At 67.5% G+C, this 24,385-nt stretch carries 17 protein-coding genes and 3 rRNA genes; 6 read left to right on the plus strand and 14 right to left on the minus strand.

What is annotated here, in order from left to right:
* Window position 1: 1 nt before the first annotated feature.
* Together mtrA and mtnA are read right to left on the minus strand one after the other, a co-directional pair.
* Window positions 2-691, minus strand: a complete 690-nt coding sequence (gene mtrA / locus OG892_RS14760; protein ID WP_187740742.1) for a two-component system response regulator MtrA — start codon at window positions 689-691, stop codon at window positions 2-4.
* A gap of 4 nt (window positions 692-695) precedes the next feature.
* Window positions 696-1,841, minus strand: a complete 1,146-nt coding sequence (gene mtnA / locus OG892_RS14765) for an S-methyl-5-thioribose-1-phosphate isomerase (RefSeq protein ID WP_371629389.1) — start codon at window positions 1,839-1,841, stop codon at window positions 696-698.
* A gap of 140 nt (window positions 1,842-1,981) precedes the next feature.
* Between mtnA and OG892_RS14770 the strand changes: the two genes are divergently transcribed.
* Genes OG892_RS14770 through OG892_RS14790 form a run of 5 tightly spaced genes read left to right on the plus strand, consistent with a single transcriptional unit; the run spans window position 1,982 to window position 7,418 of the window.
* Window positions 1,982-3,181 (plus strand): glycerophosphoryl diester phosphodiesterase membrane domain-containing protein, encoded by a 1,200-nt coding sequence (locus tag OG892_RS14770; protein WP_371629390.1) that lies wholly within the window; start codon window positions 1,982-1,984, stop codon window positions 3,179-3,181.
* Between the two features lie 4 nt (window positions 3,182-3,185).
* The gene (locus tag OG892_RS14775; protein WP_371629391.1) at window positions 3,186-3,875 is read left to right on the plus strand and encodes a DUF4129 domain-containing protein; all 690 of its coding nucleotides are present in this window, start codon (window positions 3,186-3,188) and stop codon (window positions 3,873-3,875) included.
* Window positions 3,872-5,098, plus strand: a complete 1,227-nt coding sequence (locus OG892_RS14780) for a DUF4350 domain-containing protein (protein ID WP_371629392.1) — start codon at window positions 3,872-3,874, stop codon at window positions 5,096-5,098. Before OG892_RS14775 ends, OG892_RS14780 begins: the two co-directional genes overlap by 4 nt.
* Complete coding sequence (locus OG892_RS14785; protein ID WP_073738134.1) at window positions 5,095-6,096, plus strand: MoxR family ATPase; 1,002 nt, start codon at window positions 5,095-5,097, stop codon at window positions 6,094-6,096. Before OG892_RS14780 ends, OG892_RS14785 begins: the two co-directional genes overlap by 4 nt.
* An 11-nt stretch (window positions 6,097-6,107) precedes the next feature.
* Complete coding sequence (locus OG892_RS14790; RefSeq protein ID WP_371629393.1) at window positions 6,108-7,418, plus strand: DUF58 domain-containing protein; 1,311 nt, start codon at window positions 6,108-6,110, stop codon at window positions 7,416-7,418.
* A 181-nt stretch (window positions 7,419-7,599) separates the two neighbouring features.
* Here the strand turns inward: OG892_RS14790 and rrf are convergent.
* The 4 genes from rrf to OG892_RS14810 all read right to left on the minus strand — a co-directional run bounded on the left by rrf (window position 7,600) and on the right by OG892_RS14810 (window position 14,450).
* Window positions 7,600-7,716, minus strand: a 5S ribosomal RNA gene (gene rrf / locus OG892_RS14795).
* Between the two features lie 79 nt (window positions 7,717-7,795).
* A 23S ribosomal RNA gene (locus tag OG892_RS14800) occupies window positions 7,796-10,920 on the minus strand.
* A 299-nt stretch (window positions 10,921-11,219) separates the two neighbouring features.
* Window positions 11,220-12,745 (minus strand): 16S ribosomal RNA (locus OG892_RS14805).
* Together the 16S, 23S and 5S rRNA genes form the textbook arrangement of a ribosomal RNA operon.
* Before the next feature lie 697 nt (window positions 12,746-13,442).
* Complete coding sequence (locus tag OG892_RS14810; protein ID WP_371629394.1) at window positions 13,443-14,450, minus strand: stage II sporulation protein M; 1,008 nt, start codon at window positions 14,448-14,450, stop codon at window positions 13,443-13,445.
* A 120-nt stretch (window positions 14,451-14,570) separates the two neighbouring features.
* Between OG892_RS14810 and OG892_RS14815 the strand changes: the two genes are divergently transcribed.
* Window positions 14,571-15,578: an RDD family protein gene (locus OG892_RS14815; RefSeq protein WP_371629395.1), complete on the plus strand. Its 1,008-nt coding sequence runs from the start codon at window positions 14,571-14,573 to the stop codon at window positions 15,576-15,578.
* A gap of 30 nt (window positions 15,579-15,608) precedes the next feature.
* On the opposite strand, the gene OG892_RS14820 is transcribed toward OG892_RS14815, so the two are convergent.
* The 8 genes from OG892_RS14820 to OG892_RS14855 form a co-directional block, all read right to left on the minus strand.
* The gene (locus tag OG892_RS14820) at window positions 15,609-16,223 is read right to left on the minus strand and encodes a hypothetical protein (protein WP_073738564.1); all 615 of its coding nucleotides are present in this window, start codon (window positions 16,221-16,223) and stop codon (window positions 15,609-15,611) included.
* Between the two features lie 233 nt (window positions 16,224-16,456).
* On the minus strand, window positions 16,457-17,914 hold the full coding sequence (ahcY, locus tag OG892_RS14825; protein WP_328866854.1) for an adenosylhomocysteinase: 1,458 nt from the start codon (window positions 17,912-17,914) through the stop codon (window positions 16,457-16,459).
* A gap of 246 nt (window positions 17,915-18,160) precedes the next feature.
* A complete protein-coding gene (locus tag OG892_RS14830) occupies window positions 18,161-19,186 on the minus strand; it encodes a cation diffusion facilitator family transporter (RefSeq protein ID WP_073738562.1) in 1,026 nt (341 codons plus the stop codon).
* An 89-nt stretch (window positions 19,187-19,275) separates the two neighbouring features.
* Window positions 19,276-20,484, minus strand: a complete 1,209-nt coding sequence (gene manA / locus OG892_RS14835) for a mannose-6-phosphate isomerase, class I (RefSeq protein ID WP_371629396.1) — start codon at window positions 20,482-20,484, stop codon at window positions 19,276-19,278.
* 156 nt (window positions 20,485-20,640) lie between these two features.
* A complete protein-coding gene (locus tag OG892_RS14840; RefSeq protein WP_328866852.1) occupies window positions 20,641-21,777 on the minus strand; it encodes an SIS domain-containing protein in 1,137 nt (378 codons plus the stop codon).
* Between the two features lie 52 nt (window positions 21,778-21,829).
* Window positions 21,830-22,012, minus strand: coding sequence for a Trm112 family protein (locus tag OG892_RS14845; protein WP_371629397.1), 183 nt, complete (start codon window positions 22,010-22,012; stop codon window positions 21,830-21,832).
* A 455-nt stretch (window positions 22,013-22,467) separates the two neighbouring features.
* Window positions 22,468-23,835, minus strand: coding sequence for a phosphomannomutase/phosphoglucomutase (locus OG892_RS14850; protein ID WP_328866851.1), 1,368 nt, complete (start codon window positions 23,833-23,835; stop codon window positions 22,468-22,470).
* Window positions 23,836-23,946: 111 nt separating this feature from the next.
* On the minus strand, window positions 23,947-24,327 hold the full coding sequence (locus tag OG892_RS14855) for a DUF3499 domain-containing protein (protein ID WP_311305363.1): 381 nt from the start codon (window positions 24,325-24,327) through the stop codon (window positions 23,947-23,949).
* Window positions 24,328-24,385: the final 58 nt, after the last annotated feature.

The following is a 24,385-nucleotide window of genomic DNA, read 5'->3' on the forward strand; positions in this document are numbered from 1 at the left end:
GTCAGCTCGGTCCGGCCTTGTAACCGACACCTCGGACGGTCACCACGATCTCCGGCCGCTCCGGGTCCTTCTCGACCTTGGAACGCAGACGCTGAACGTGCACGTTCACCAGCCGGGTATCGGCGGCATGGCGATATCCCCACACCTGCTCGAGCAGTACCTCACGGGTGAAGACCTGCCACGGCTTACGGGCGAGCGCGACCAGCAGATCGAACTCCAGCGGGGTCAGGGCGATGGACTGCCCGTCCCGCTTCACCGAGTGCCCGGCCACGTCTATGACCAGATCACCAATGGTGAGCTGCTCCGGTGCCGGCTCCTCTGACCTCCGCAAACGTGCCCTGATCCGGGCAACCAACTCCTTAGGTTTGAACGGTTTGACGATGTAGTCGTCGGCCCCGGACTCCAGGCCCACCACCACGTCAACCGTGTCGCTCTTGGCAGTGAGCATGACGATCGGCACACCTGACTCGGCCCTGATCAGCCTGCAGACCTCGATGCCGTCCCTACCGGGCAGCATGAGATCCAGGAGAACCAGGTCCGGCTTCGCCTCACGAAATGCAGCAAGTGCCTTGTCGCCGTCCGCTACGAACGACGGCTCGAATCCCTCACCACGCAGCACAATGCCGAGCATCTCGGCCAGTGCGGTGTCGTCATCGACGACAAGGACGCGTCCCTTCATAATCGACATCATCCCATTAGCTAATCGTTATCTGCGATGACCTGGCACACAGCTCTGCCAGCCCGACCCCTGTGACCGGGGAGATTACGCCCTCCTCCGTGACAATCGCCGTGACCAGCTCCGGCGGTGTGATGTCGAAGGCGGGGTTGTACGCCGGGGATCCCCGCGGTGCGACAACCACACCGCTCGTTTCCCGGCCGCCCGGCCCGGACCGAGAGAATGTGACCTCCGTCACCTCTCGCCCGGGACGCTGCTCGACGATGATCGACGCCCCGTCCGCGGTGTCCAGATCCACGGTCGTGGTCGGGGCCACCACGATGAACGGTACGTGGTGATACTGCGCGAGCACCGCCAGCGGATAGCTCCCCACCTTGTTGGCCACCGATCCGTCCGCGGCGATGCGGTCCGCCCCGATGAGCACGGCGTCCACCTCCCCCGCCGCGAACAGCGATCCTGCGGCGTTGTCCGTGAGCACGCTGTACGCCATGCCGTTGCGAGCCGCCTCGTACGCGGTCAGCCTCGCACCCTGGAGCAGCGGACGGGTCTCGTCGACCCACAGCCGCCTCAGCCGGCCGGCCCGGTGCGCGCCGAGCGCCACCGCGAAGGCGGTGCCCTCCCCTCCTGAGACGAGCGCCCCGGTATTGCAGTGGGTCAGCAGCTGATGACCGCCGTCGGGCAGCAGCTCGTCCAGGAGGGCGAGCCCGAACCGCGCCATACGGCCGCTGGCCTCGGCGTCCTCCCGGTGCAGGGCCCTGGCCTCCGCCAGCGCCTGCGCCGCCGCCTGCTCCGGGCCTGCCCCCTTCTCGACCGCCGCCCGGTACACCGCGGCGGTCCGCCGCACCCCGTAGCCGAGGTTCACCGCGGTGGGCCGCGCCTGCTCCAGCAGTCCTGCGGCAGCCGCCACGTCCTGACCCCGTACCGCGGCGAGGGCCACGCCGTAGGCCCCCGCGATGCCCAGCAGCGGCGCTCCCCGTACCGCCAGGGCCCGGATCGCCTCGACCAGTGCGGGCACATCGGCGCAGACCAGCTCGGCTTCCTCCGCGGGCAGCCGCGTCTGGTCGAGGAGCACCACCGCAGGACCTTCCGGGGGCTCGTCCCAGCGAAGTACGGAGAGGGCCGAGGGGGCGATGCCCACCGGCGGTTGCGCGTCCTGATCAGCCATCCGCCCAGTCTGCCCGGTGAGGCGCCCGGAAATGAAGGTACGAAGGAGATGGAGCACCAGGACCGGACCGGTGCGACGCGTGGCACGATGGCTGCCAACCTGCCGCCCCGATGAGCGGGCAGGACCGTTAAGGAGCGCGAATGAACGACACTCCGGGCTGGGCCCCGCCCGGATCTGCCCCCTCCGACGGCCAGGAGACGGGGATCCCCCGGCCCTCCGAACCTGTCGACAGCAGCGGACCTGCGGGGAACTGGTCTTCCACACAGCCGCCCGCAGGGCAGTGGTCCCCACCGAGCAGTCCCGGCACCGGCCCCGGCGCACCGCCTCCCGCTCCTGGCTGGGGCGGCAGGCCCCAGGGCCCCGGCTGGGGCAGGCCGCACGCGGCCCGGCCCGGCGTCATCCCGCTCCGGCCACTGGGTGTCGGCGAGATCCTGGACGGGGCCGTATCCACCATGCGCGCCCACTGGCGCACGGTCCTCGGCCTCACGCTCGCCGTCTCCGTGATCGCGCAGACCGCGATCATCCTCGTACAGCGTTATCTGCTGCCCGATCCCCCGTCGTTCGACGCGGACGCCACGGGCTCGGAGGCCCTGCGCCAGACAGCCGACTCGCTCCGGGCCAGCCTGCTGGATCTTGGCCCGTACCTGCTGATCACGATGCTCGCCACCCTCTTCACCACAGCGGTGCTGACCGTGGTGATCAGTCGCTCGGTGCTCGGCCGCCCCGTCACCCTCTCCGACGCGTGGACCGAGGCCCGGCCCCGGCTGCTCCCGCTGCTGGGCCTGACACTGCTGCTCGCTGTCATGGCCGTGGCCATCATGGCCGTCGGGCTCCTCCCCGGCTTCCTGCTCGGTGACACGGCAGGTCTCGGGCTCGCCTTCCTCGGCCTTCTCGCCGCATGTGTCGTGCTGGCCTGGCTGATGGTCCGCTTCTCCCTCGCCTCCCCCGCGCTGATGCTGGAACGGCAATCGATCACCGCCTCGATGCGACGCTCCGCCAAACTGGTCCGGGGCGCCTGGTGGCGGACCTTCGGCATCCTTGTACTCACATGGCTGCTGACTCTCATCGTGGCCGTGGTGATCGGAATTCCGTTCGGCATCATCGCGATGGTGGTGGACGGTGGCGGGGTCAGCGCCTTCCTCACCGATGGCGCCAACAGTTTCGGCTGGTCGTTCCTGATCGTCTCCGGAATCGGTGACGTGGTCGTCGCGACGATCACCTACCCGCTCTCCGCAGGAGTCACGGCGCTGCTCTACGTGGACCAGCGCATCCGGCGCGAGGCACTCGACCTCGAACTCGCCAGGGCAGCCGGGCTGCCGGGCTACGACAACAGGAGTTGACGCCGTGTCGGGGGCGGGCGGCACGGCGGCCGCACAGCTGCTGATCCGGGCCGGCGGCGGCATACCCGTGGACACCCCACGGGTGCCCGCCCGCGAGGCGGCACGGCACGAACTGTCCGATCCGATGTACCACGAGAACGACCCGAACGTCCTCCAGCGTGCTCTCGACCACCTGTGGAATTGGGTCGGTGATCTCCTCTCGTCCGCCTCGGGCGCCGCCCTCGGCGGTCCCGCGGGGCTGGTCGTACTGGTACTGATCGTTCTCGCCCTGGCCGCCGCACTCCGGTGGCGGCTGGGAACCCCGCAACGCGGTCCAGGAACGGCGGACGCCCTCTTCGAAAGCGGCCCCCGCAGTGCTGCGGAACACCGCACCGCCGCCGAGACCCACGCCACCGCCGGCCGCTGGAACCAAGCGGTCCAGGAACGGATGCGGGCCATCGTCCGCTCCCTCGAAGAACGCGCCCTCCTGGACCCGCGCCCCGGCCGCACGGCCGACGAAGCCGCCGCGGAGGCCGGACGGCCGCTCCCCGCACACGCCACGCGACTGCACGCGGCGGCCCGGCAGTTCGACGACGTCACATACGGCGGCCGCGCCGCCGACCAGCAGGCGTACCGGACCCTGCTCGCCCTGGACCTGGAGCTCGAAACCGCAAAGCCCCAGCTGACCGGCACACTCCCGGGAGCCGCCGGATGACCGTGGCCACCGCCGCTTCCTCCTCGGCCTCCCCGACCGCTCGTCAGGTCTGGACGCGCACACGCGGGCCGCTGCTCGCCGTCCTCGTGCTCGTCGCCGCCGGCATCGCCCTGGCCGCCACCCACTCCGGCGACCGGCACGGACGTCTCGACCCCCGCTCCGCCGACCGCTACGGCAGCCGGGCCGTCGCCGAACTCCTCAAGGACCGCGGCGTCTCCGTCCGGGTCGTCACCACACTCGAGGACGCCACGTCGGCGGCGGGACCCGACACCACCCTGCTCGTCACCGCACCCGACCTGCTGACGCCCGACCAGCAGCGCACCCTCCGCACGGCAACCACCGACACCGCGGGCCGGACCGTATTCCTCGCCGCAGGACCTCCCTCCGTGCGCGCATTGGCCCCCGGTGTCCGCGTGGAGTCCGCCGCACCGGTGGCCACACGCGCCCCCCGGTGCTCCCTGGAAGCAGCCCGGCTGGCCGGCACCGCCGAGACGGGTGGCCTGCGCTACTCCAGTGGCAGCCTCGACGCCCTCGCCTGCTACCCGGCCGACGGCCTTCCCTCCCTGCTGCTCCTGCGCCACCCGGCAGCGGGCGACACCGTCCTTCTCGGTTCCCCCGACATCCTGTACAACGATCGTCTGGACAAGCAGGGCAACGCCTCGTTGGCCCTTCAACTCCTCGGTTCCCACTCGCATCTGGTCTGGTACCTCCCCTCGCTGGATGACCCCTCCGCCGCAGGCGGCGGCGAACACGATGACGGCGGAACGGGGAACGGGAGCGTGGGCGGCGAGAGCAGCTTCATCGACCTGATCCCCTCGGGCTGGCTGTGGGGCACTCTGCAACTGGCACTCGCCGTCGTACTTGTCGCCGTCTGGCGGTCACGTCGCCTGGGCCCCCTGATCGCTGAGCGGCTGCCCGTGGCCATCCGCGCCTCCGAGTCCACCGAGGGCCGCGCCCGCCTCCACCGCAAGACCAACGCCCGCGACCGGGCCGCCGCCGCACTGCGTCACGCCTCTCGCACCCGCATCGCTCCTCTCGTCGGCGTCTCCCCGCAGAACGCCCACTCCCCCGCCACCCTCCTGCCCGCCGTCTCCGCACGCCTCAGCACCGCCGACGACGGCCTTCGATCACTGATCTTCGGCTCGGCTCCCTCCGACGATGCCGCGCTCGTCCTGCTGGCAGACCAACTCGACTCCCTCGAAAGGGAGGTCCGTACCTCATGACCGCCCCGCCCCCCGTTTCCGCCGGGACAGCCGACACCAACCGGAGCGACGACACGGCCCGCGCCTCCCTGGAAGCCCTGCGTTCCGAGATCGCCAAGGCCGTGGTCGGGCAGGACCCGGCGGTCACCGGCCTTGTCGTCGCACTGCTCTGCCGAGGCCACGTCCTGCTCGAAGGCGTGCCGGGCGTGGCCAAGACCCTCCTGGTGCGGGCCCTCGCGGCGTCGCTCGAACTCGACACCAAACGCGTCCAGTTCACCCCCGACCTGATGCCCAGCGATGTCACCGGGTCCCTCGTCTACGACGCCCGCACCGCGGAGTTCTCCTTCCAGCAGGGGCCGGTCTTCACCAACCTCCTGCTTGCCGACGAGATCAACCGGACACCGCCCAAGACCCAGTCCTCCCTCCTGGAGGCGATGGAGGAGCGTCAGGTCACCGTCGACGGAACCCCCCGGCTACTCCCCGACCCCTTCCTCGTCGCAGCAACGCAGAACCCGGTGGAGTACGAGGGCACATACCCGCTCCCCGAGGCCCAGTTGGACCGCTTCCTCCTCAAACTGACGGTGCCTCTGCCTTCCCGCGAGGACGAGATCGACGTCCTGACCCGCCACGCCGACGGCTTCAACCCCCGAGACCTCACAGCAGCGGGTATACGCCCGGTCGCGGGACCGGCCGATCTGGAAGCCGCTCGTGCCGCTGTCGCCAGGACCAGCGTCTCCCCCGAGATCGCCGGCTACGTCGTGGATATCTGTCGTGCCACGCGTGATTCCCCCTCACTCTCCCTCGGGGTCTCACCCCGAGGTGCCACTGCTCTGCTCTCCACCGCACGGGCCTGGGCCTGGCTCACAGGCCGCGACTACGTGATTCCGGACGACGTGAAAGCCCTGGCCCTCCCCACGCTCCGCCACCGCGTCCAGCTCCGGCCCGAAGCGGAAATGGAAGGTGTCACCCCCGACTCCGTCATCACCGCTGTCCTCGCCCAAGTCCCCGTACCCCGATGAGGCGGTGAGTCGTGGCCCTCACCGGACGCACCGCTCTGCTCGCCGCCCTGGGGTCACTCCCCGTAGGCATCCTGGCCCCGAGCTGGACGGGCATGCTCGCGGTCAATGCCCCGCTGTCTCTAGCAATTCTGTGCGACTATGCCCTGGCTGCGCCAGTGCGTCCGCTCCAGTTCACCCGATCCGGTGATACAACCGTTCGACTTGGTGACAGCGCGGAAGCGCAACTCACCGTAGTCAATCCTTCCCGCCGACGCCTGCGGGCACACCTCCGTGATGCCTGGCCTCCCAGCAGTTGGCAAGCCGGCACGGAGCAGTCGGCGTCCCGCCACAGGCTGACGGTCCCGCCGGGCGAACGACGCCGCATCACCACGTTCCTGCGTCCCACCCGCCGCGGCGACCGACGGGCCGAGCAGATCACCGTCCGTTCGTACGGCCCGCTGGGTCTCGCCGCGCGCCAGGGCAACCATCAACTTCCTTGGACAGTACGGGTCCTGCCGCCGTTCACCAGTCGCAAACACCTGCCGTCCCGTCTCGCAAGACTGCGAGAACTCGATGGCCGCACCAGCGTCCTGACCCGTGGCGAGGGTACGGAGTTCGACAGTCTTCGCGCCTACGTTCCGGGCGACGACACCCGCTCGATCGACTGGCGGGCAACCGCCCGCCAGTCTGCCGTCGCCGTGCGGACGTGGCGCCCCGAGCGCGACCGTCATATCCTCGTCGTCCTTGATACGGGCCGGACATCGGCTGGGCGGGTCGGTGACGTTCCTCGTCTCGACGCTGCGATGGACGCGGCACTGCTCCTGACTGCTCTCGCCACACGAGCGGGCGACCGGGTCGATCTGCTCGCCTACGACCGCCGTGTGCGCGCCCGCGTACAGCGCCGGGCAGCCGGGGAAGTCCTGTCGGCCATGGTGGATGCGATGGCACCGCTCGAACCGGAGCTGGTGGAAACAGATGCACGCGGCCTCAGCGCCATGGCTCTGGCGAACGCCCCTCGCCGTTCCCTGATCGTGCTTCTGACCAGCCTCAACTCGGCCCCCGTCGAGGAAGGGCTGCTGCCCGTCCTGTCCCGCCTGACCCAACGCCACACCGTGCTGCTGGCAGCTGTCAGCGATCCGCACATCGAGAAGATGGCCGGCGCGAGAGGAACAGTGGACGCGGTCTACGAGGCGGCTGCCGCTGCCCAGGCCAAGGCCCGACGTCGCAGAACGGCGGATCAGCTCCAACGACACGGGGTTGCTGTCGTCGACGCCACTCCCGACACCCTCGCGCCGGCTCTTGCCGACGCCTACCTGGCTCTCAAAGCAGCAGGTCGTCTGTAGCTGGGCTACAGGATGCAGCGGATCGGATCCGAGCCCGGTATTTCAGGAAGTGGCAGACGTACCGGGCTGGGATCCGATCAGGAATCAAGAATCGGGAATCAGCAATCAAGCCCGTTCTTCTGGCCGGGAACGCAGAAAAACCCCGTGCCACAAGGGCACGGGGCTCAACTATTTAAAAGGAGTTCGGCGGCGTCCTACTCTCCCACAGGGTCCCCCCTGCAGTACCATCGGCGCTGAAAGGCTTAGCTTCCGGGTTCGGAATGTAACCGGGCGTTTCCCTAACGCAATGACCACCGAAACACTATGAAATTAACCAACACCGGAACAAAACACGGCCGTTCGTTATTTCAGAACTAACACAGTGGACGCGAGCAACTGAGGACAAGCCCTCGGCCTATTAGTACCAGTCAGCTCCACCCGTTACCGGGCTTCCACATCTGGCCTATCAACCCAGTCGTCTACTGGGAGCCTTAACCAATCAAGTTGGTGGGAATACTCATCTCGAAGCAGGCTTCCCGCTTAGATGCTTTCAGCGGTTATCCTTTCCGAACGTAGCCAACCAGCCATGCCCTTGGCAGGACAACTGGCACACCAGAGGTTCGTCCGTCCCGGTCCTCTCGTACTAGGGACAGCCCTTCTCAATATTCCTACGCGCACAGCGGATAGGGACCGAACTGTCTCACGACGTTCTAAACCCAGCTCGCGTACCGCTTTAATGGGCGAACAGCCCAACCCTTGGGACCGACTCCAGCCCCAGGATGCGACGAGCCGACATCGAGGTGCCAAACCATCCCGTCGATATGGACTCTTGGGGAAGATCAGCCTGTTATCCCCGGGGTACCTTTTATCCGTTGAGCGACAGCGCTTCCACAAGCCACTGCCGGATCACTAGTCCCGACTTTCGTCCCTGCTCGACCCGTCGGTCTCACAGTCAAGCTCCCTTGTGCACTTACACTCAACACCTGATTGCCAACCAGGCTGAGGGAACCTTTGGGCGCCTCCGTTACTCTTTAGGAGGCAACCGCCCCAGTTAAACTACCCATCAGACACTGTCCCTGATCCGGATCACGGACCCAGGTTAGACATCCAGCACGACCAGAGTGGTATTTCAACGACGACTCCACAACCACTGGCGTGGCCGCTTCAAAGTCTCCCACCTATCCTACACAAGCCGAACCGAACACCAATATCAAACTATAGTAAAGGTCCCGGGGTCTTTCCGTCCTGCTGCGCGAAACGAGCATCTTTACTCGTAGTGCAATTTCACCGGGCCTATGGTTGAGACAGTCGAGAAGTCGTTACGCCATTCGTGCAGGTCGGAACTTACCCGACAAGGAATTTCGCTACCTTAGGATGGTTATAGTTACCACCGCCGTTTACTGGCGCTTAAGTTCTCAGCTTCGCCGACCCGAAAGTCAGCTAACCGGTCCCCTTAACGTTCCAGCACCGGGCAGGCGTCAGTCCGTATACATCGCCTTACGGCTTCGCACGGACCTGTGTTTTTAGTAAACAGTCGCTTCTCGCTGGTCTCTGCGGCCACCCCCAGCTCACCGAGTAAATCGGATCACCAGTGATGGCCCCCCTTCTCCCGAAGTTACGGGGGCATTTTGCCGAGTTCCTTAACCATAGTTCACCCGAACGCCTCGGTATTCTCTACCTGACCACCTGAGTCGGTTTAGGGTACGGGCCGCCATGAAACTCGCTAGAGGCTTTTCTCGACAGCATAGGATCATCCACTTCACCACAATCGGCTCGGCATCAGGTCTCAGCCTTAATGTGTGACGGATTTACCTACCACACGGCCTACACCCTTACCCCGGGACTACCACCGCCCGGGCTGGACTACCTTCCTGCGTCACCCCATCGCTTACCTAATACAAGTCTGGTTCGTCGGCTCCACCACTACCCTCAACTCCGAAGAGATCGGGCCGGCTTCACGGACTTAGCATCGCCTGATTCAGTACTGGGCGTTTCAAAGCGGGTACCGGAATATCAACCGGTTGTCCATCGACTACGCCTGTCGGCCTCGCCTTAGGTCCCGACTTACCCTGGGCAGATCAGCTTGACCCAGGAACCCTTAGTCAATCGGCGCACACGTTTCTCACGTGTGTATCGCTACTCATGCCTGCATTCTCACTCGTGAACCGTCCACAACTCGCTTCCGCGGCTGCTTCACCCGGCACACGACGCTCCCCTACCCATCCCAGCCCCCGTTGGGGGTATGTGCTGGAATGACACGACTTCGGCGGTACGCTTGAGCCCCGCTACATTGTCGGCGCGGAATCACTTGACCAGTGAGCTATTACGCACTCTTTCAAGGGTGGCTGCTTCTAAGCCAACCTCCTGGTTGTCTCTGCGACTCCACATCCTTTCCCACTTAGCGTACGCTTAGGGGCCTTAGTCGATGCTCTGGGCTGTTTCCCTCTCGACCATGGAGCTTATCCCCCACAGTCTCACTGCCGTGCTCTCACTTACCGGCATTCGGAGTTTGGCTAAGGTCAGTAACCCGGTAGGGCCCATCGCCTATCCAGTGCTCTACCTCCGGCAAGAAACACACGACGCTGCACCTAAATGCATTTCGGGGAGAACCAGCTATCACGGAGTTTGATTGGCCTTTCACCCCTAACCACAGGTCATCCCCCAGGTTTTCAACCCTGGTGGGTTCGGTCCTCCACGAAGTCTTACCTCCGCTTCAACCTGCCCATGGCTAGATCACTCCGCTTCGGGTCTTGAGCGCGCTACTAAATCGCCCTATTCGGACTCGCTTTCGCTACGGCTTCCCCACACGGGTTAACCTCGCAACACACCGCAAACTCGCAGGCTCATTCTTCAAAAGGCACGCAGTCACGACGCACCGAGTAAACTCGGCGCGCGACGCTCCCACGGCTTGTAGGCACACGGTTTCAGGTACTATTTCACTCCGCTCCCGCGGTACTTTTCACCATTCCCTCACGGTACTATCCGCTATCGGTCACCAGGGAATATTTAGGCTTAACGGGTGGTCCCGCCAGATTCACACGGGATTTCTCGGGCCCCGTGCTACTTGGGTGTCTCTTAAACGAGCCGTTAATGTTTCAGCTACGGGGGTCTTACCCTCTACGCCGGACCTTTCGCATGTCCTTCGCCTACATCAACGGTTTCTGACTCGTCTCACAGCCGGCAGACCGTGAAAAAGAGATCCCACAACCCCGCATGCGCAACCCCTGCCGGGTATCACACGCATACGGTTTGGCCTGATCCAGTTTCGCTCGCCACTACTCCCGGAATCACGGTTGTTTTCTCTTCCTGAGGGTACTGAGATGTTTCACTTCCCCTCGTTCCCTCCACACTGCCTATGTGTTCAGCAGCGGGTGACAGCCCATGACGACTGCCGGGTTTCCCCATTCGGACACCCCCGGATCAAAGCTTGGTTGACAGCTCCCCGGGGCCTATCGTGGCCTCCCACGTCCTTCATCGGTTCCTGGTGCCAAGGCATCCACCGTGCGCCCTTAAAAACTTGGCCACAGATGCTCGCGTCCACTGTGCAGTTCTCAAACAACGACCAGCCACCCATCACCCCACCCTTAACAGGTGAGTTCACTGGGGCCGGCAACCGAAGGACGACCATGACGGCCGTACCTTCAGATACCCAACAGCGTGCCCGACCCGACCGATCACTTCCCACATTCCACGCCGAAGCAGTACTAGTGAAAAACAACCTGTCGTGCCGAATAGTCAACGTTCCACCCATGAGCTAACCACCGCCGAACATTTGCCGGCGTAGTGGCTCTGGATTCCTTACGGAATCTAGATGCTCCTTAGAAAGGAGGTGATCCAGCCGCACCTTCCGGTACGGCTACCTTGTTACGACTTCGTCCCAATCGCCAGTCCCACCTTCGACAGCTCCCTCCCACAAGGGGTTGGGCCACCGGCTTCGGGTGTTACCGACTTTCGTGACGTGACGGGCGGTGTGTACAAGGCCCGGGAACGTATTCACCGCAGCAATGCTGATCTGCGATTACTAGCAACTCCGACTTCATGGGGTCGAGTTGCAGACCCCAATCCGAACTGAGACCGGCTTTTTGAGATTCGCTCCGCCTCGCGGCATCGCAGCTCATTGTACCGGCCATTGTAGCACGTGTGCAGCCCAAGACATAAGGGGCATGATGACTTGACGTCGTCCCCACCTTCCTCCGAGTTGACCCCGGCAGTCTCCTGTGAGTCCCCATCACCCCGAAGGGCATGCTGGCAACACAGAACAAGGGTTGCGCTCGTTGCGGGACTTAACCCAACATCTCACGACACGAGCTGACGACAGCCATGCACCACCTGTACACCGACCACAAGGGGGGCACCATCTCTGATGCTTTCCGGTGTATGTCAAGCCTTGGTAAGGTTCTTCGCGTTGCGTCGAATTAAGCCACATGCTCCGCTGCTTGTGCGGGCCCCCGTCAATTCCTTTGAGTTTTAGCCTTGCGGCCGTACTCCCCAGGCGGGGAACTTAATGCGTTAGCTGCGGCACCGACGACGTGGAATGTCGCCAACACCTAGTTCCCAACGTTTACGGCGTGGACTACCAGGGTATCTAATCCTGTTCGCTCCCCACGCTTTCGCTCCTCAGCGTCAGTAATGGCCCAGAGATCCGCCTTCGCCACCGGTGTTCCTCCTGATATCTGCGCATTTCACCGCTACACCAGGAATTCCGATCTCCCCTACCACACTCTAGCCTGCCCGTATCGACTGCAGACCCGGGGTTAAGCCCCGGGCTTTCACAACCGACGCAACAAGCCGCCTACGAGCTCTTTACGCCCAATAATTCCGGACAACGCTTGCGCCCTACGTATTACCGCGGCTGCTGGCACGTAGTTAGCCGGCGCTTCTTCTGCAGGTACCGTCACTTTCGCTTCTTCCCTGCTGAAAGAGGTTTACAACCCGAAGGCCGTCATCCCTCACGCGGCGTCGCTGCATCAGGCTTTCGCCCATTGTGCAATATTCCCCACTGCTGCCTCCCGTAGGAGTCTGGGCCGTGTCTCAGTCCCAGTGTGGCCGGTCGCCCTCTCAGGCCGGCTACCCGTCGTCGCCTTGGTAGGCCATTACCCCACCAACTAGCTGATAGGCCGCGGGCTCATCCTTCACCGCCGGAGCTTTTAACCTTCCCCCATGAGAGGGAAAGTGTTATCCGGTATTAGACCCCGTTTCCAGGGCTTGTCCCAGAGTGAAGGGCAGATTGCCCACGTGTTACTCACCCGTTCGCCACTAATCCACCCCGAAGGGCTTCATCGTTCGACTTGCATGTGTTAAGCACGCCGCCAGCGTTCGTCCTGAGCCAGGATCAAACTCTCCGTGAATGTTTTCCCGTAATCGGGATCACAACACGAGAGCGGAACAGTCGAGTCGGAATAAGACCGACTGTTCACTGTGTCCTCGCTATGTGCATTGCCTGGTAGAACCCACAAGTGGGTCTGCCAGGACTTTCAAAGGAACCTCGAACCTGCCGAAGCAGGTCGGGGTATCAACGTATCTGGCGTTGACTTTTGGCACGCTGTTGAGTTCTCAAGGAACGGACGCTTCCTTTGTACTCACCCTCTCGGGCTTTCCTCCGGGCGCTTCCCTTCGGTCTTGCGTTTCCGACTCTATCAGACTCTTTCGTGTCCGATTCCCGGTCGAAGCGGGCCTCGCGTTTTCGCTTTCCAGTTCTTCGCTTTCGCGTTTCCCTTTCCGGCGGTTCCAACCTTACCAGACTCGATTTCGTTCCGTTTCCGGTTCGAATTTGAATTCTGGTGGCCGTTGAAGTGGCCTTGCCTTTCGGCTGATTCGACTTTATCAGAAACAGTTCGGCCAAAATAATCGGCTTCGTGATTCAGAGGGTGGGAATCAATGGCTCCGCAGAAATTGAATTTCCGACGAGAGCGAGATGACACTAACTGCTGGGCCCGAACTTGTCCAGTTCGAGGCAACCGTTCGAATCTACCTCCCCCAGTGCGCCGTGTCAACGGTTTTTTGGGGCGAGGAGGAGACTAGCAGGTCAGGAGAGGCGTATGCACATCAGGCGGCCACCGGGAGTTCGGCGCTCCGCTCGGTGTCCGCAACGTCGCCGGTATCGCCGGCTCGGGCCGCCCGGCCGCCCAGGATGTAGACGTACGCGAGGAAGGCCAGCTCGGCGGCGATCCCGATGGCGATACGGGCCCAGGTCGGGAGGCCGGAGGGGGTGACGAAGCCTTCGATGACACCCGAGACGAACAGGATCAGGGCCAGGCCGATGGCCATGCCGATCGCGGCGCGGCCCTGTTGCGCGAGCGCGGTGCGCCGGGTGTGCGGGCCGGGGTCGATGACCGTCCAGCCCAGTCGGAGCCCGGTTCCTGCCGCGACGAAGACGGCGGTGAGTTCGAGCAGTCCGTGCGGAAGGATCAGACCGAGGAAGGTGTCGAGCCGACCGGCCGAGGACATCAGACCGATGCCTATGCCGAGGTTGAGCACGTTCAGGAAGAGGATCCAGATCACCGGGACGCAGAGGAACGCGCCCAGCACCAGGCACATGGCTGCGGCCTGCGCGTTGTTCGTCCAGACCTGGGCGGCGAACGAGGCCGCGGGGTGGCTGGAGTAGTAGGTCTCGTACTCGCCGCCGGGACTGGTCATGCGGCGCAGGTCTTCCGGGGCGGCGATGGCCGACTGGACTTCCGGATGGGTGGCGATCCACCAGCCGATCAGCGCGGCCAGAAGCGCGGAGAGGACGGCTGTGGGTATCCACCAGTGCCGGGAGCGGTAGACCGCTGCGGGAAAGCCTGCGGTGAGGAATCGCGCGGCGTCCTGCCACGAGGCTCGGCGGGTTCCGGTCACCGTGGCGCGGGCACGGGCCACCAGCTGGGTGAGGCGCGCGATGAGCAACGGGTCGGGGGCGCCGGACTGGATCAGGGAGAGATGGGTCGCCGTGCGCTGGTAGAGGTCGACCAGTTCGTCGGCTTCCGCGCCGGTGAGCTTGCGTCCGCGGTGCAGGAGGTGGTCCAGGCGGTCCCACTCGCTGCGGTGGGCGTTGACGAAGACGTCGAGGTCCATGGTCGGCTGCTGCTCCAGGCATGGGTGCGTACGGGTCCGTACTGCTGCGGCGCGTTTTCGGGTCAGCTTGGCAGACTGTGGCCCGGCGGGGCAGGGATGGACGGCGAAGGGTGGGCGGGGATGAGCGAGCTCGTGACCGGGGACGCGGTCGTGCTGGGGCTGCGGCCGGCGAAACTGCCGAGCCGTGCGCTGGCTCTTTCCATCGATCTGGTCGTGGTCGGGACGGCGTTCGTCCTGGTCTCTGTCGGACTGGCCGTGGCGACCTCCGGACTGGACGCGGCGGCGTTCGCCGCCGTCTCCGTGGCGACGTTCCTGCTGGTACTGGTCGGCGCTCCGATCGCGGTGGAGACGCTCAGCCACGGCCGTTCGCTGGGGAAGCTGGCGTGCGGGCTGCGCGTGGTGCGGGACGACGGGGGGCCGATCCGGTTCCGGCACGCGCTGGTGCGTGGGGCGATGGGCGTCGTGGAGATCCTCATGACGCTCGGGGTGGTCGCTTCCGTCGCGTCGCTGGTCTCGGCGCGCGGGAGGCGGCTCGGTGATGTCTTCGCGGGGACGCTCGTCGTCCGCGAGCGGCTGCCGGCGGGCCGGTCCGCCTCCGTTCCTCCCCCGCCACCCTGGCTGGTGGGACGCTTCGCCGGGCTGGACCTGTCGGCGGTTCCGGACGAGCTGTGGCTGGCGGTACGGCAGTACCTGACGCGGATGCACCAGCTGGACGCGGACGTGGGACGGGCCATGGCCGGTCGGCTGGCCGGGGAGCTTGCCGGGTGGACCGGGGTTCCGGCCCCGGTGGGCGTGCCCGCCGCCGCATACCTCGCAGCCGTGGTGAACGAGCGGCAGGCCCGGGACGCGCACCGGATGTTCGCCGCTTCCCGGTCCTCCTCCGGCGGTCCCGGCGGTCCCGGCGGTCCCGGCGGTACGGGCACGGGGTGGCCCATGGGGGCTCCAGGCCCGGCGGGCGGCGGCAGCGGCAGCGGTGCGAGCGTGGGTAAGGGGCCGTGGGGCTCGGGGGCTGTGCCTGGTGCCCCTGGTGTCCCTGCTGCCCCTGCTGCCCCTGCTGCCCCTGCTGCCCCTGCTGCCGGGGAGGATCCTGCACCACCGGCCGCCACCGGGTTCGCCCCGCCCGCCTGACAGCCCCCGGGCGGGGCGAACCCGGTCACGCTACTGGCGGGCCGAGGGCGGGGATTCCAGCTCTTCCAGCTCGATGCCCGGGGCCGAGAGGACCACGTCGCCGGCCAGGTGGATGGTGTGCTGCTCGCCGGTGTCCAGGGCGTTGACCTGGTATTCGTCCACGATCAGCGGACCGTTGTCAGTGGCGTGCGCTTCACTGTTCACCAGGGCCCAGGACTGGTCGACAGTGCGGGGGGCGAGGACCGGATCCGTGAAGGCGACGACGCGGAGACGGGTCGCGGGGGAATCGGGGGTGAGGCGCAGCAGGCGAGCGGTCGCGATGAGGAAGGCGGGGGAAGTGCCGGTGAAGGTGTGGGCGCGGACATTGCCTTCGGTGGCGTGAGTACCGGTCGGATCGGTGCGGACCCAGGTGACGCCTTCGAGAGCGGCACCGCGGATCTGCCAGCTCGCGGCGTGCAGTTCGAGACGGATCGGGCGGCCGAGTTCGTCCAGTGTGAGATCGATGGATCCGAGGTGGTCGCCGGACGGGGCGGTCGTCTGGGAGACATAGCGCCAGCCGGAGGGGCCTGGTGCGCAGTGGAAGTGCTCTTCACCGAGGGGGGTGTGGTCGTGAAGATCGTGGAGCGAATAACGGCCGCGGGGCATGGGGTCCTTCGGGTTCCTCGGGCTGTGCGGGTGCGGTACGACGCAGGCCCCCGACACGGGGGTGCGGGGGCCTGCGTTCGTAGCTGCTGCGCGGTGCTGCTGAGCCGCTGAGTCAACGGGGCTGCTGACGCTGTCGCGTTCGCAGGCTCCGATCCGCGGGGCATGCCGGTGGCCGGTCGTCGCTGACCGGTGTGACTGTGACCGGTCAGCGGCATGCCGTCGCGGTCAGCGGATCAGTAGCGGTAGTGGTCGGACTTGTACGGGCCGTCGACCTCGACGCCGATGTACGCGGCCTGCTCCGGGCGCAGCGTCGTCAGCCTTACGCCGAGCGCGGCGAGGTGGAGGCGGGCGACCTTCTCGTCCAGGTGCTTGGGCAGCACGTAGACGTCGGTCGGGTACTCCTCGGGCTTCGTGAACAGCTCGATCTGGGCGAGGGTCTGGTCGGCGAAGCTGTTGGACATCACGAAGGACGGGTGGCCCGTGGCGTTGCCCAGGTTGAGCAGGCGGCCCTCGGAGAGCACGATGAGGACCTTGCCGTCGGGGAACGTCCAGGTGTGGACCTGGGGCTTGACCTCGTCCTTGACGATGCCGTCGAGGGCGGCGAGGCCCGCCATGTCGATCTCGTTGTCGAAGTGGCCGATGTTCCCGACGATGGCCTGGTGCTTCATCCGGGCCATGTCCGCGGCCATGATGATGTCCTTGTTGCCCGTCGTGGTGACGAAGATGTCGCCCTGCTCCACCACGTCGTCGAGGGTGGCGACCTGGTAGCCGTCCATGGCCGCCTGGAGTGCGCAGATCGGGTCGATCTCCGTGATGATCACCCGGGCGCCCTGGCCGCGCAGGGATTCGGCGCAGCCCTTGCCCACGTCACCGTAGCCGCAGACGACGGCGGTCTTGCCGCCGATCAGGACGTCGGTGGCGCGGTTGATGCCGTCGATCAGCGAGTGGCGGCAGCCGTACTTGTTGTCGAACTTCGACTTGGTGACCGCGTCGTTGACGTTGATCGCCGGGAACAGGAGGGTGCCGTCACGGTGCATCTCGTACAGCCGGTGCACGCCGGTGGTGGTCTCCTCGGTGACACCGCGGATCTCGGACGCCAGCTGGGTCCACTTCTGCGGGGCCTCAGCGATGGTGCGGTTCAGCGTGGTGAGGATGTTGGCGTACTCCTCGCTGTCCGCGGTCGACGGGTCCGGGGCGGCGCCCGCCTTCTCGAACTCGACGCCCTTGTGGACGAGGAGGGTGGCGTCGCCACCGTCGTCGAGGATCATGTTCGGACCGCCGGTGGGGGTGTTCGGCCAGGTCAGGGCCTGCTCCGTGCACCACCAGTACTCCTCCAGCGACTCGCCCTTCCAGGCGAAGACCGGGACGCCGGCGGGGGCGTCCGGGGTGCCGGTCGGACCGACCGCGATGGCCGCGGCAGCGTGGTCCTGGGTCGAGAAGATGTTGCAGGAGGCCCAGCGGACCTCGGCGCCCAGGGCGACCAGGGTCTCGATCAGCACCGCCGTCTGCACGGTCATGTGCAGCGAACCGGTGACACGGGCACCGGCCAGCGGCTGCGCGGCGGCGTACTCCTTGCGGATCGACATCAGACCCGGCATCTCGTGCTCGGCCAGGTTGATCTCCTTACGGCCGAAGGCCGCGAGGGAGAGGTCGGCGACCTTGAAGTCCTGTCGATTGGCGACCGTCGTCATAACGGGCTGCTCCTCAGTTGGTTCGAGGGTGGATGGGCGCGCTCTGCGGCCTCGGGCACACGAATGCCCGAGCGGCTCGCAGCGCAGTCCGTCGGAGGCCCTCTCTCCCTCGGCCGGTCCGTGGCTACGGACCGATCGACCGCCATCAGCAGCGACGTCTGGCACTGCCGTCGAATCTACACCGAACGGCCCAGCCGCTCCCAGCCCACCGGTCCGGGAGCGGCTGCGAAGGCGAGTACGGCGCGTTCAGTGGCTGGTTTCGGTCGGGTCGGAGGGGCCCTTGGCGTCCGGGGCTTCCTCGGCGGGGCCCTTGGCGTCCTCGGCGGCGTCCTTCGCCGGGTTGGTGCCGGACCGGGCCGCGGCCTCGTTGTAGATGTCCGGTTCCAGGTAGATGACCCGGGCGATCGGGACGGCCTCGCGGATGCGGGACTCGGCGGCGTTGATCGCGTTGGCGACCTCGGTGGCCGTGTCGTCGTGCTGGACCGCGATCTTGGCGGCGACCAGCAGTTCTTCCGGGCCGAGGTGGAGCGTGCGCATGTGGATGATGCCGGTGACGGTGTCGCCGTCCACGACCGCGGCCTTGATCTTCTCGACCTGGTCGGTGCCGGCGGCCTCGCCAAGCAGCAGCGACTTGGTCTCGGCGGCCAGGACGATCGCGATCGCGATCAGCAGGATGCCGATGCACAGGGTGCCGATGCCGTCCCACACACCGTCGCCGGTGCCGATGGCCAGGCCGACGCCGGCGAGGGCGAGGACCAGACCGATGAGCGCGCCGAAGTCCTCCAGGAGGACGACGGGGAGTTCCGGGGCCTTCGCGCGGCGGATGAACTCGGTCCAGGACAGCGCGCCGCGGGTCTCGTTGGACTCCTTGATGGCCGTCCGGAAGGAGAAGCCCTCCGCGATGATCGCGAAGATCAGGACGCCGACCGGCCAGTACCAGGCCTCGATCTGGTGCGGGTGCTTGATCTTCTCGTAGCCCTCGTACACCGCGAACATGCCACCGACCGAGAACAGCACGATGGAGACGAGGAAGGCGTAGATGTAGCGCTCGCGCCCGTACCCGAAGGGGTGCTGGGGGGTGGCCTCGCGCTTGGCCTTCTTGCCGCCGAGCAGCAGCAGCCCCTGATTGCCCGAGTCGGCGAGCGAGTGGACGCTCTCCGCGAGCATCGAAGAGGAGCCGCTGAACAGGAACGCCACGAATTTGGCCACTGCGATCGCGAGGTTGGCGCCGAGCGCCGCGACGATCGCCTTGGTTCCGCCTGACGCACTCATGGGTGCCTGGTGTCCCTTCGTTCGGTGCTGCGGCTCCGGCGGCCGCGGTACGGCCGGACATTGTTGCAGTCCATGGTGCGGACGGTACGTCAGGCCACCACAGTGGCGCGGAACAGCGTGCCCGTACCGGACACTTCGGCCTTCTCGCCGGCCGGTACGAAGACCGAGTCGCCGGGTACGAGACCGAGGTCGCCGGTCCGCGGTGCGCCCGCTGTGCAGAGCAGGATCTGAGGCGTGGCCGCGGTCAGGTCGACGGGGTCGCCGCCCGGTGAGAGGTCGAAGCGGGAGAGCCGGAACTCGTCGACCGGGGTCTCGTACAGCTCCTCGCCGGACGGGGACGCCTCGGGGCGCAGGATCCCGGGATCGGTCGCCTCGAAGCGGACGATGCGCAGGAGTTCGGGTACGTCGATGTGCTTGGGCGTGAGTCCGCAGCGCAGCACGTTGTCCGAGTTGGCCATGATCTCGACGCCGAGGCCGTCGAGGTAGGCGTGCGGGACTCCGGCGCCGAGGAACAGTGCCTCGCCGGGCTGGAGTTGTACGTAGTTCAGCAGCATGGCCGCGATGACGCCCGCGTCGCCCGGGAAGTGGTGGGCGATGCGCGCGTACGGGGCGTACGCGCCGCCGAGCCGTTCCGCGGCGGCGGCCGCTGCGGTCACCGTCTCCGCCATCTGCGCCGGGTCCGCGGTGAGGATCGCCGTGAGGACCTCGCGCAGGGCGGCCTCTTCGGGGTGGGCGCGCAGCAGGTCGGCGTAGGGCTTGAGGGAGTCGACGCCCAGCGCCTCCATCGCCTCGGCCGCCTCGATGGGCCGGCGGAAGCCGCACAGGCCGTCGAAGGGGGTGAGCGCGCAGATCAGTTCCGGCTTGTGGTTGGCGTCCTTGTACGTGCGGTGGGCGGCGTCGATCGGAACGGACCGGCGCTCCTCGTCCGCGTAACCCTGCTGTGCCTGGGCGAGGTCGGGGTGGACCTGGAGGGAGAGCGGTGCTCCGGCGGCGAGCAGCTTCAGGAGGAAGGGGAGCCGGGGGCCGAACTTCTCGACGGCGGCCTGGCCGAGCTCGCCCACCGGGTCGGCGGCGATGACGTCGGTGAGGGGCTGCTCGGTGGGGGGCTGCTCGGTGCCGGGCGTGGCGTCGGGTGCGGTGGCGGGGCCGGTGCGGGTTATCCGGGAGGGGGCTCCGGGGTGGGCGCCCATCCACATCTCGGCCTGGGGCTCGCCGGTGGGGGCGACGCCCAGCAGGGCGGGGATGGCTGTGGTGGAGCCCCAGGCGTACGGGCGCACGGTGTTGGAGAGCCGGTCCATGGAGTTCGTCCTCGTGCTGTGTTGGATGCGTGCGTGGATCTTGGTGCTGTGCGGAGGTGATTGGGGCGGAGGCGTGGGGCGTGATGCGTGGGTGTGATGCGTGGGGCGTGATGCTGCTGCGTGGGCTGGGCTGGGCGCGGTTTGCCGCGTGCTGGTTCAGGCGCGGGCTTCCGAGGCCAGGGCCAGGTAGACGGCGGCGAAGTCGGTGACCGCGAGGAGCTCGGCGAGGGCTTCGAGCCGGCTGCCCTCCTCCGGTTCGAGCTCGCTGATCGGCGTCTCGTGGCCCAGGGCGAGCTCGCGGGCCGCCGGGGCCGCGCTCAGGCCGCCGGTGGGCCGGTCCCTGAGCAGGACGACCCGGGCGCGCAGGGCCTCCGGCTCGTCGACCCGGTCGCGGAAGAACTCGTCCGGGTCCGCTCCGGCGGCGAAGGCCCCGGCCAGCAGGCCCCCGTGGACAGGGAGCGCCTCGGGGAGTTCGGCCGCGAGCGCCGGGCGCCCCGAGAGCTCGGCCAGTACCGCGGCGAAGCGGCGTCCGACCGGGGCCGCGGCCTCGCCCTCGGTCCAGACGAGCGGAAGGCTGTCCGCGAGTTCGGCGGCCAGGGTCTTGGCCGGATTGCTGTACGTGGCGATGGCCGGTCCACAGCGTTCCGCCGTGCGGTCCAGGCGGTCGGCGACGCTCTGCAGGGTCTCCGGGGGCGCGGTGACCAGGCCGACGCGGTCGAGCAGCGCGAGCAGCGGGGTGAACAGCGCCCACAGGGTGCCGGGGCCCGCGGCCGACGTCTCGGCGTCGTACTCGCCGTGCGGGGCGGAGGCCATCGGTACGACGAGGCCGTGCACGCCGTCCACCGCCTCCCGCAGCGGGGACTGCCTGGGGGCGACGGCCACCACGCTGCAGCCGCGGCGGTACGCCTGTTCCGCGACGAGCGCCAGACCGGGCTCCGAGCCGTCCGCGGTGGCGATGAGCAGCAGGTCGAGGGAGCCGGCCCAGCCGGGCAGCGTCCAGCGCATCGCGCCCGCGGCGGGGGCGACGCCGGTCGGCTGGATGCGCGTGACCGGCGCGGAGGCTCCGGCGAGGGCGGCGATCAGGTCCGCGACGCCGGATGCGGCGGTGCCGGAGCCGGCGACCAGGACGGCGCGCGGGCGGCCCTCCGGGTTCAGCTCGGGGATGCCGGCCTCCGTCGCGTGCCGGGCGGCGGTGCGGACCCTGGCCCCGGCCTCGGCGGCGCCGCGCAGCAGACCACGGCGGTCGGCTCGGGCCAGGGCTTCCGGGGCGTCGAGCAACGACTCGTCGAGCATGGGGACGGTCCTCCGATCACACGCTGATCACCCTGCGGGGTGCGGGGCCCGGTTACGCGGGGCGGCGGGCCTCGTCGACGAGGAGAACGGGGATGCCGTCCCGTACCGGGTAGGCCAGTCCGCAGCCCTTGCCGGTGCAGACCAGTTCGGGGCTGTCGGCCACCGATCGGTCGTCCAGGGGGGCGTGACAGGCCGGGCAGGCCAGGATCTCCAGGAGGCCGGCTTCGAGCGGCATGGGGTGGGTCCCTTCGGGCGGGCGCGAGTGCGTGTTCTTGTGTCTTGGTCTTGCTTCTTGGTCTTGCTTCTTGGCTTTGCTTCTTGGCCTTGGATCAGGCGAGGTCAGCCTACCGCTGGGGTGGCGGGGATGCGGCCCGGCCGGGGGTGCTTGTCCGGGGGTGTGGCGGGGGCGGGTGGGGGATGGGTCAGGGGCTGGGGTGGGTGCGCCTGCGGCGGGCCTGTTCCCCTCCCCGCCCCTTCCCGTAACCGGGGCTCCGCCCCGGACCCCGCTCCTCAAACGCCGGAGGGGCTGGATTGGGGGCTGGGGTGGGAGCTCAGCTGGGGTGAGGGGCTGGGGTGGGGTGGGGTGGGGTGGGGTGGGCTGGCGGGCTCCCGCCACCCCACCCGTCGGCGCGGCTGGAATTCAGGGGCGGCGCGGCTGGGGTGGGAGGCTGCTGCCGTCGGGGCAGTGGGTCAGGGCCTGCGGATTACGGTCAGGGCCTCGTCGCGTACCGCTGCCATCGTCTTCTCGTCCCGGGCCTCGACGTTCAGGCGCAGCAGCGGTTCCGTGTTGGAGGCGCGGAGGTTGAACCACCAGTCCGGGGCCGTGACGGTCAGGCCGTCCAGCTCGTCGGTGCTCACGCCCTCGCGGTCCGCGAACGCGGCCCGGACGGCCGCCGTGCGGGCCGGCTGGTCGTCGACCGTGGAGTTGATCTCGCCGGAGCCGGCGTAGCGGTCGTACTGGGCCAGCAGGGCCGAGAGGGGCTCCTCCTGGCCGCCCAGGGCGGCCAGGACGTGGAGGGCGGCGAGCATGCCCGTATCCGCGTTCCAGAAGTCGCGGAAGTAGTAGTGCGCCGAGTGCTCACCGCCGAAGATCGCCCCGTGTGCCGCCATCTCCGCCTTGATGAAGGAGTGGCCGACCCTGGTGCGGACCGGGGTGCCGCCGTTCTCCCGTACGACCTCCGGGACCGAGTGGGAGGTGATCAGGTTGTGGATGACCGTGCCGCTGCCGCCGTTACGGGCCAGTTCGCGGGCGGCGACCAGGGCGGTGATCGCCGACGGGGAGACTCCCTCGCCCCGCTCGTCCACCACGAAGCAGCGGTCCGCGTCGCCGTCGAAGGCCAGGCCCAGATCGGCGCCCTCGGCCACCACGCGGGCCTGGAGGTCGACGATGTTCTTCGGGTCCAGGGGGTTGGCCTCGTGGTTCGGGAACGTGCCGTCCAGCTCGAAGTACATCGGGACGAGCTCGACGGGCAGGTCCGCGAAGACCGTGGGGACCGTGTGGCCGCCCATGCCGTTGCCCGCGTCCACGACCACCTTCAGCGGGCGGATCGCGGACAGGTCCACCAGCGACAGCAGGTACGCGGCGTAGTCGGTGAGCGTGTCCCGTTCGGTGACCGTGCCGGGGGTGGCGGCCGGCTGCGGGGCGCCGGTCGCGGACCACTGCTCGACCAGGGTGCGGATCTCGGCCAGGCCGGTGTCCTGGCCGACCGGGGCGGCTCCCGCGCGGCACATCTTGATGCCGTTGTACTGAGCCGGGTTGTGCGAGGCCGTGAACATCGCGCCCGGCAGGTCCAGTGCCCCCGACGCGTAGTACAGCTGGTCCGTCGAGCACAGGCCGATCAGCGTGACGTCCGCGCCACGGGCGGCCGCACCGCGGGCGAAGGCGCCCGAGAGGCTCGGTGACGTGGGGCGCATGTCGTGGCCGACCACGATCGCGGCCGCGGCCGTCACCTCGACGAACGCCGCTCCGAACCGCTCGGCCAGGGCCTCGTCCCACTGGTCGGGCACGACTCCGCGCACGTCGTACGCCTTCACGAGCTGCGACAGGTCTGCAGTCACGGGACGGTCCTCCTGAGGGTTTCTTCGGACCGCCAAACTACCCGGCGGCCACAGGCCCCCCGCGCGCCGGGCGTACCGGCGACCGCTCAGGACTCGGCGTACCGCGACCGCTCAGGACTCGGGCGAGCGCAGCACCCGGAGGTGGCCCCGGCGGGCGACCTCCGCCGGATCCGCGGTACGACGGCCGCCGCCGCCCCTGGGTCCGTCGCCCCGGTCCTGCGGACGCGCCGCTTCCCGTACGGCGTTGGCAAGCGCTTCGAGGTCGTCACCACTGGGGCGCACGGGCGCGGAGGGGTCGGAGAGCCGGACGACCTCCCAGCCGCGTGGCGCGGTCAGCCGCTCGCTGTGCTCGGCACAGAGGTCGTAACAGTGGGGCTCGGCGTAGGTGGCGAGCGGGCCGAGGACCGCAGTCGAGTCGGCATAGACGTACGTCAGTGTCGCGACGGCAGGGCGGCCGCACGCGGTGCGCGAACAGCGACGTACAGGGCTCACGATGTTGGACGCTACCGCACTCTTGAGCGGGCTGCGACGACTCTCCCCCGGCTCACCC

Source organism: Streptomyces sp. NBC_00341 (assembly GCF_041435055.1).
Classification (GTDB): domain Bacteria; phylum Actinomycetota; class Actinomycetes; order Streptomycetales; family Streptomycetaceae; genus Streptomyces.

Bases quoted from the DNA above. Each gene is read 5' to 3' on its own strand.
- mtrA (WP_187740742.1), bottom strand. From the start codon at position 691: ATGATGTCGATTATGAAGGGACGCGTCCTTGTCGTCGATGACGACACC.
- mtnA (WP_371629389.1), bottom strand. From the start codon at position 1,841: ATGGCTGATCAGGACGCGCAACCGCCGGTGGGCATCGCCCCCTCGGCC.
- OG892_RS14770 (WP_371629390.1), top strand. From the start codon at position 1,982: ATGAACGACACTCCGGGCTGGGCCCCGCCCGGATCTGCCCCCTCCGAC.
- OG892_RS14780 (WP_371629392.1), top strand. From the start codon at position 3,872: ATGACCGTGGCCACCGCCGCTTCCTCCTCGGCCTCCCCGACCGCTCGT.
- OG892_RS14785 (WP_073738134.1), top strand. From the start codon at position 5,095: ATGACCGCCCCGCCCCCCGTTTCCGCCGGGACAGCCGACACCAACCGG.
- OG892_RS14810 (WP_371629394.1), bottom strand. From the start codon at position 14,450: ATGGACCTCGACGTCTTCGTCAACGCCCACCGCAGCGAGTGGGACCGC.
- OG892_RS14815 (WP_371629395.1), top strand. From the start codon at position 14,571: ATGAGCGAGCTCGTGACCGGGGACGCGGTCGTGCTGGGGCTGCGGCCG.
- OG892_RS14820 (WP_073738564.1), bottom strand. From the start codon at position 16,223: ATGCCCCGCGGCCGTTATTCGCTCCACGATCTTCACGACCACACCCCC.
- ahcY (WP_328866854.1), bottom strand. From the start codon at position 17,914: ATGACGACGGTCGCCAATCGACAGGACTTCAAGGTCGCCGACCTCTCC.
- OG892_RS14830 (WP_073738562.1), bottom strand. From the start codon at position 19,186: ATGAGTGCGTCAGGCGGAACCAAGGCGATCGTCGCGGCGCTCGGCGCC.
- manA (WP_371629396.1), bottom strand. From the start codon at position 20,484: ATGGACCGGCTCTCCAACACCGTGCGCCCGTACGCCTGGGGCTCCACC.
- OG892_RS14840 (WP_328866852.1), bottom strand. From the start codon at position 21,777: ATGCTCGACGAGTCGTTGCTCGACGCCCCGGAAGCCCTGGCCCGAGCC.
- OG892_RS14845 (WP_371629397.1), bottom strand. From the start codon at position 22,012: ATGCCGCTCGAAGCCGGCCTCCTGGAGATCCTGGCCTGCCCGGCCTGT.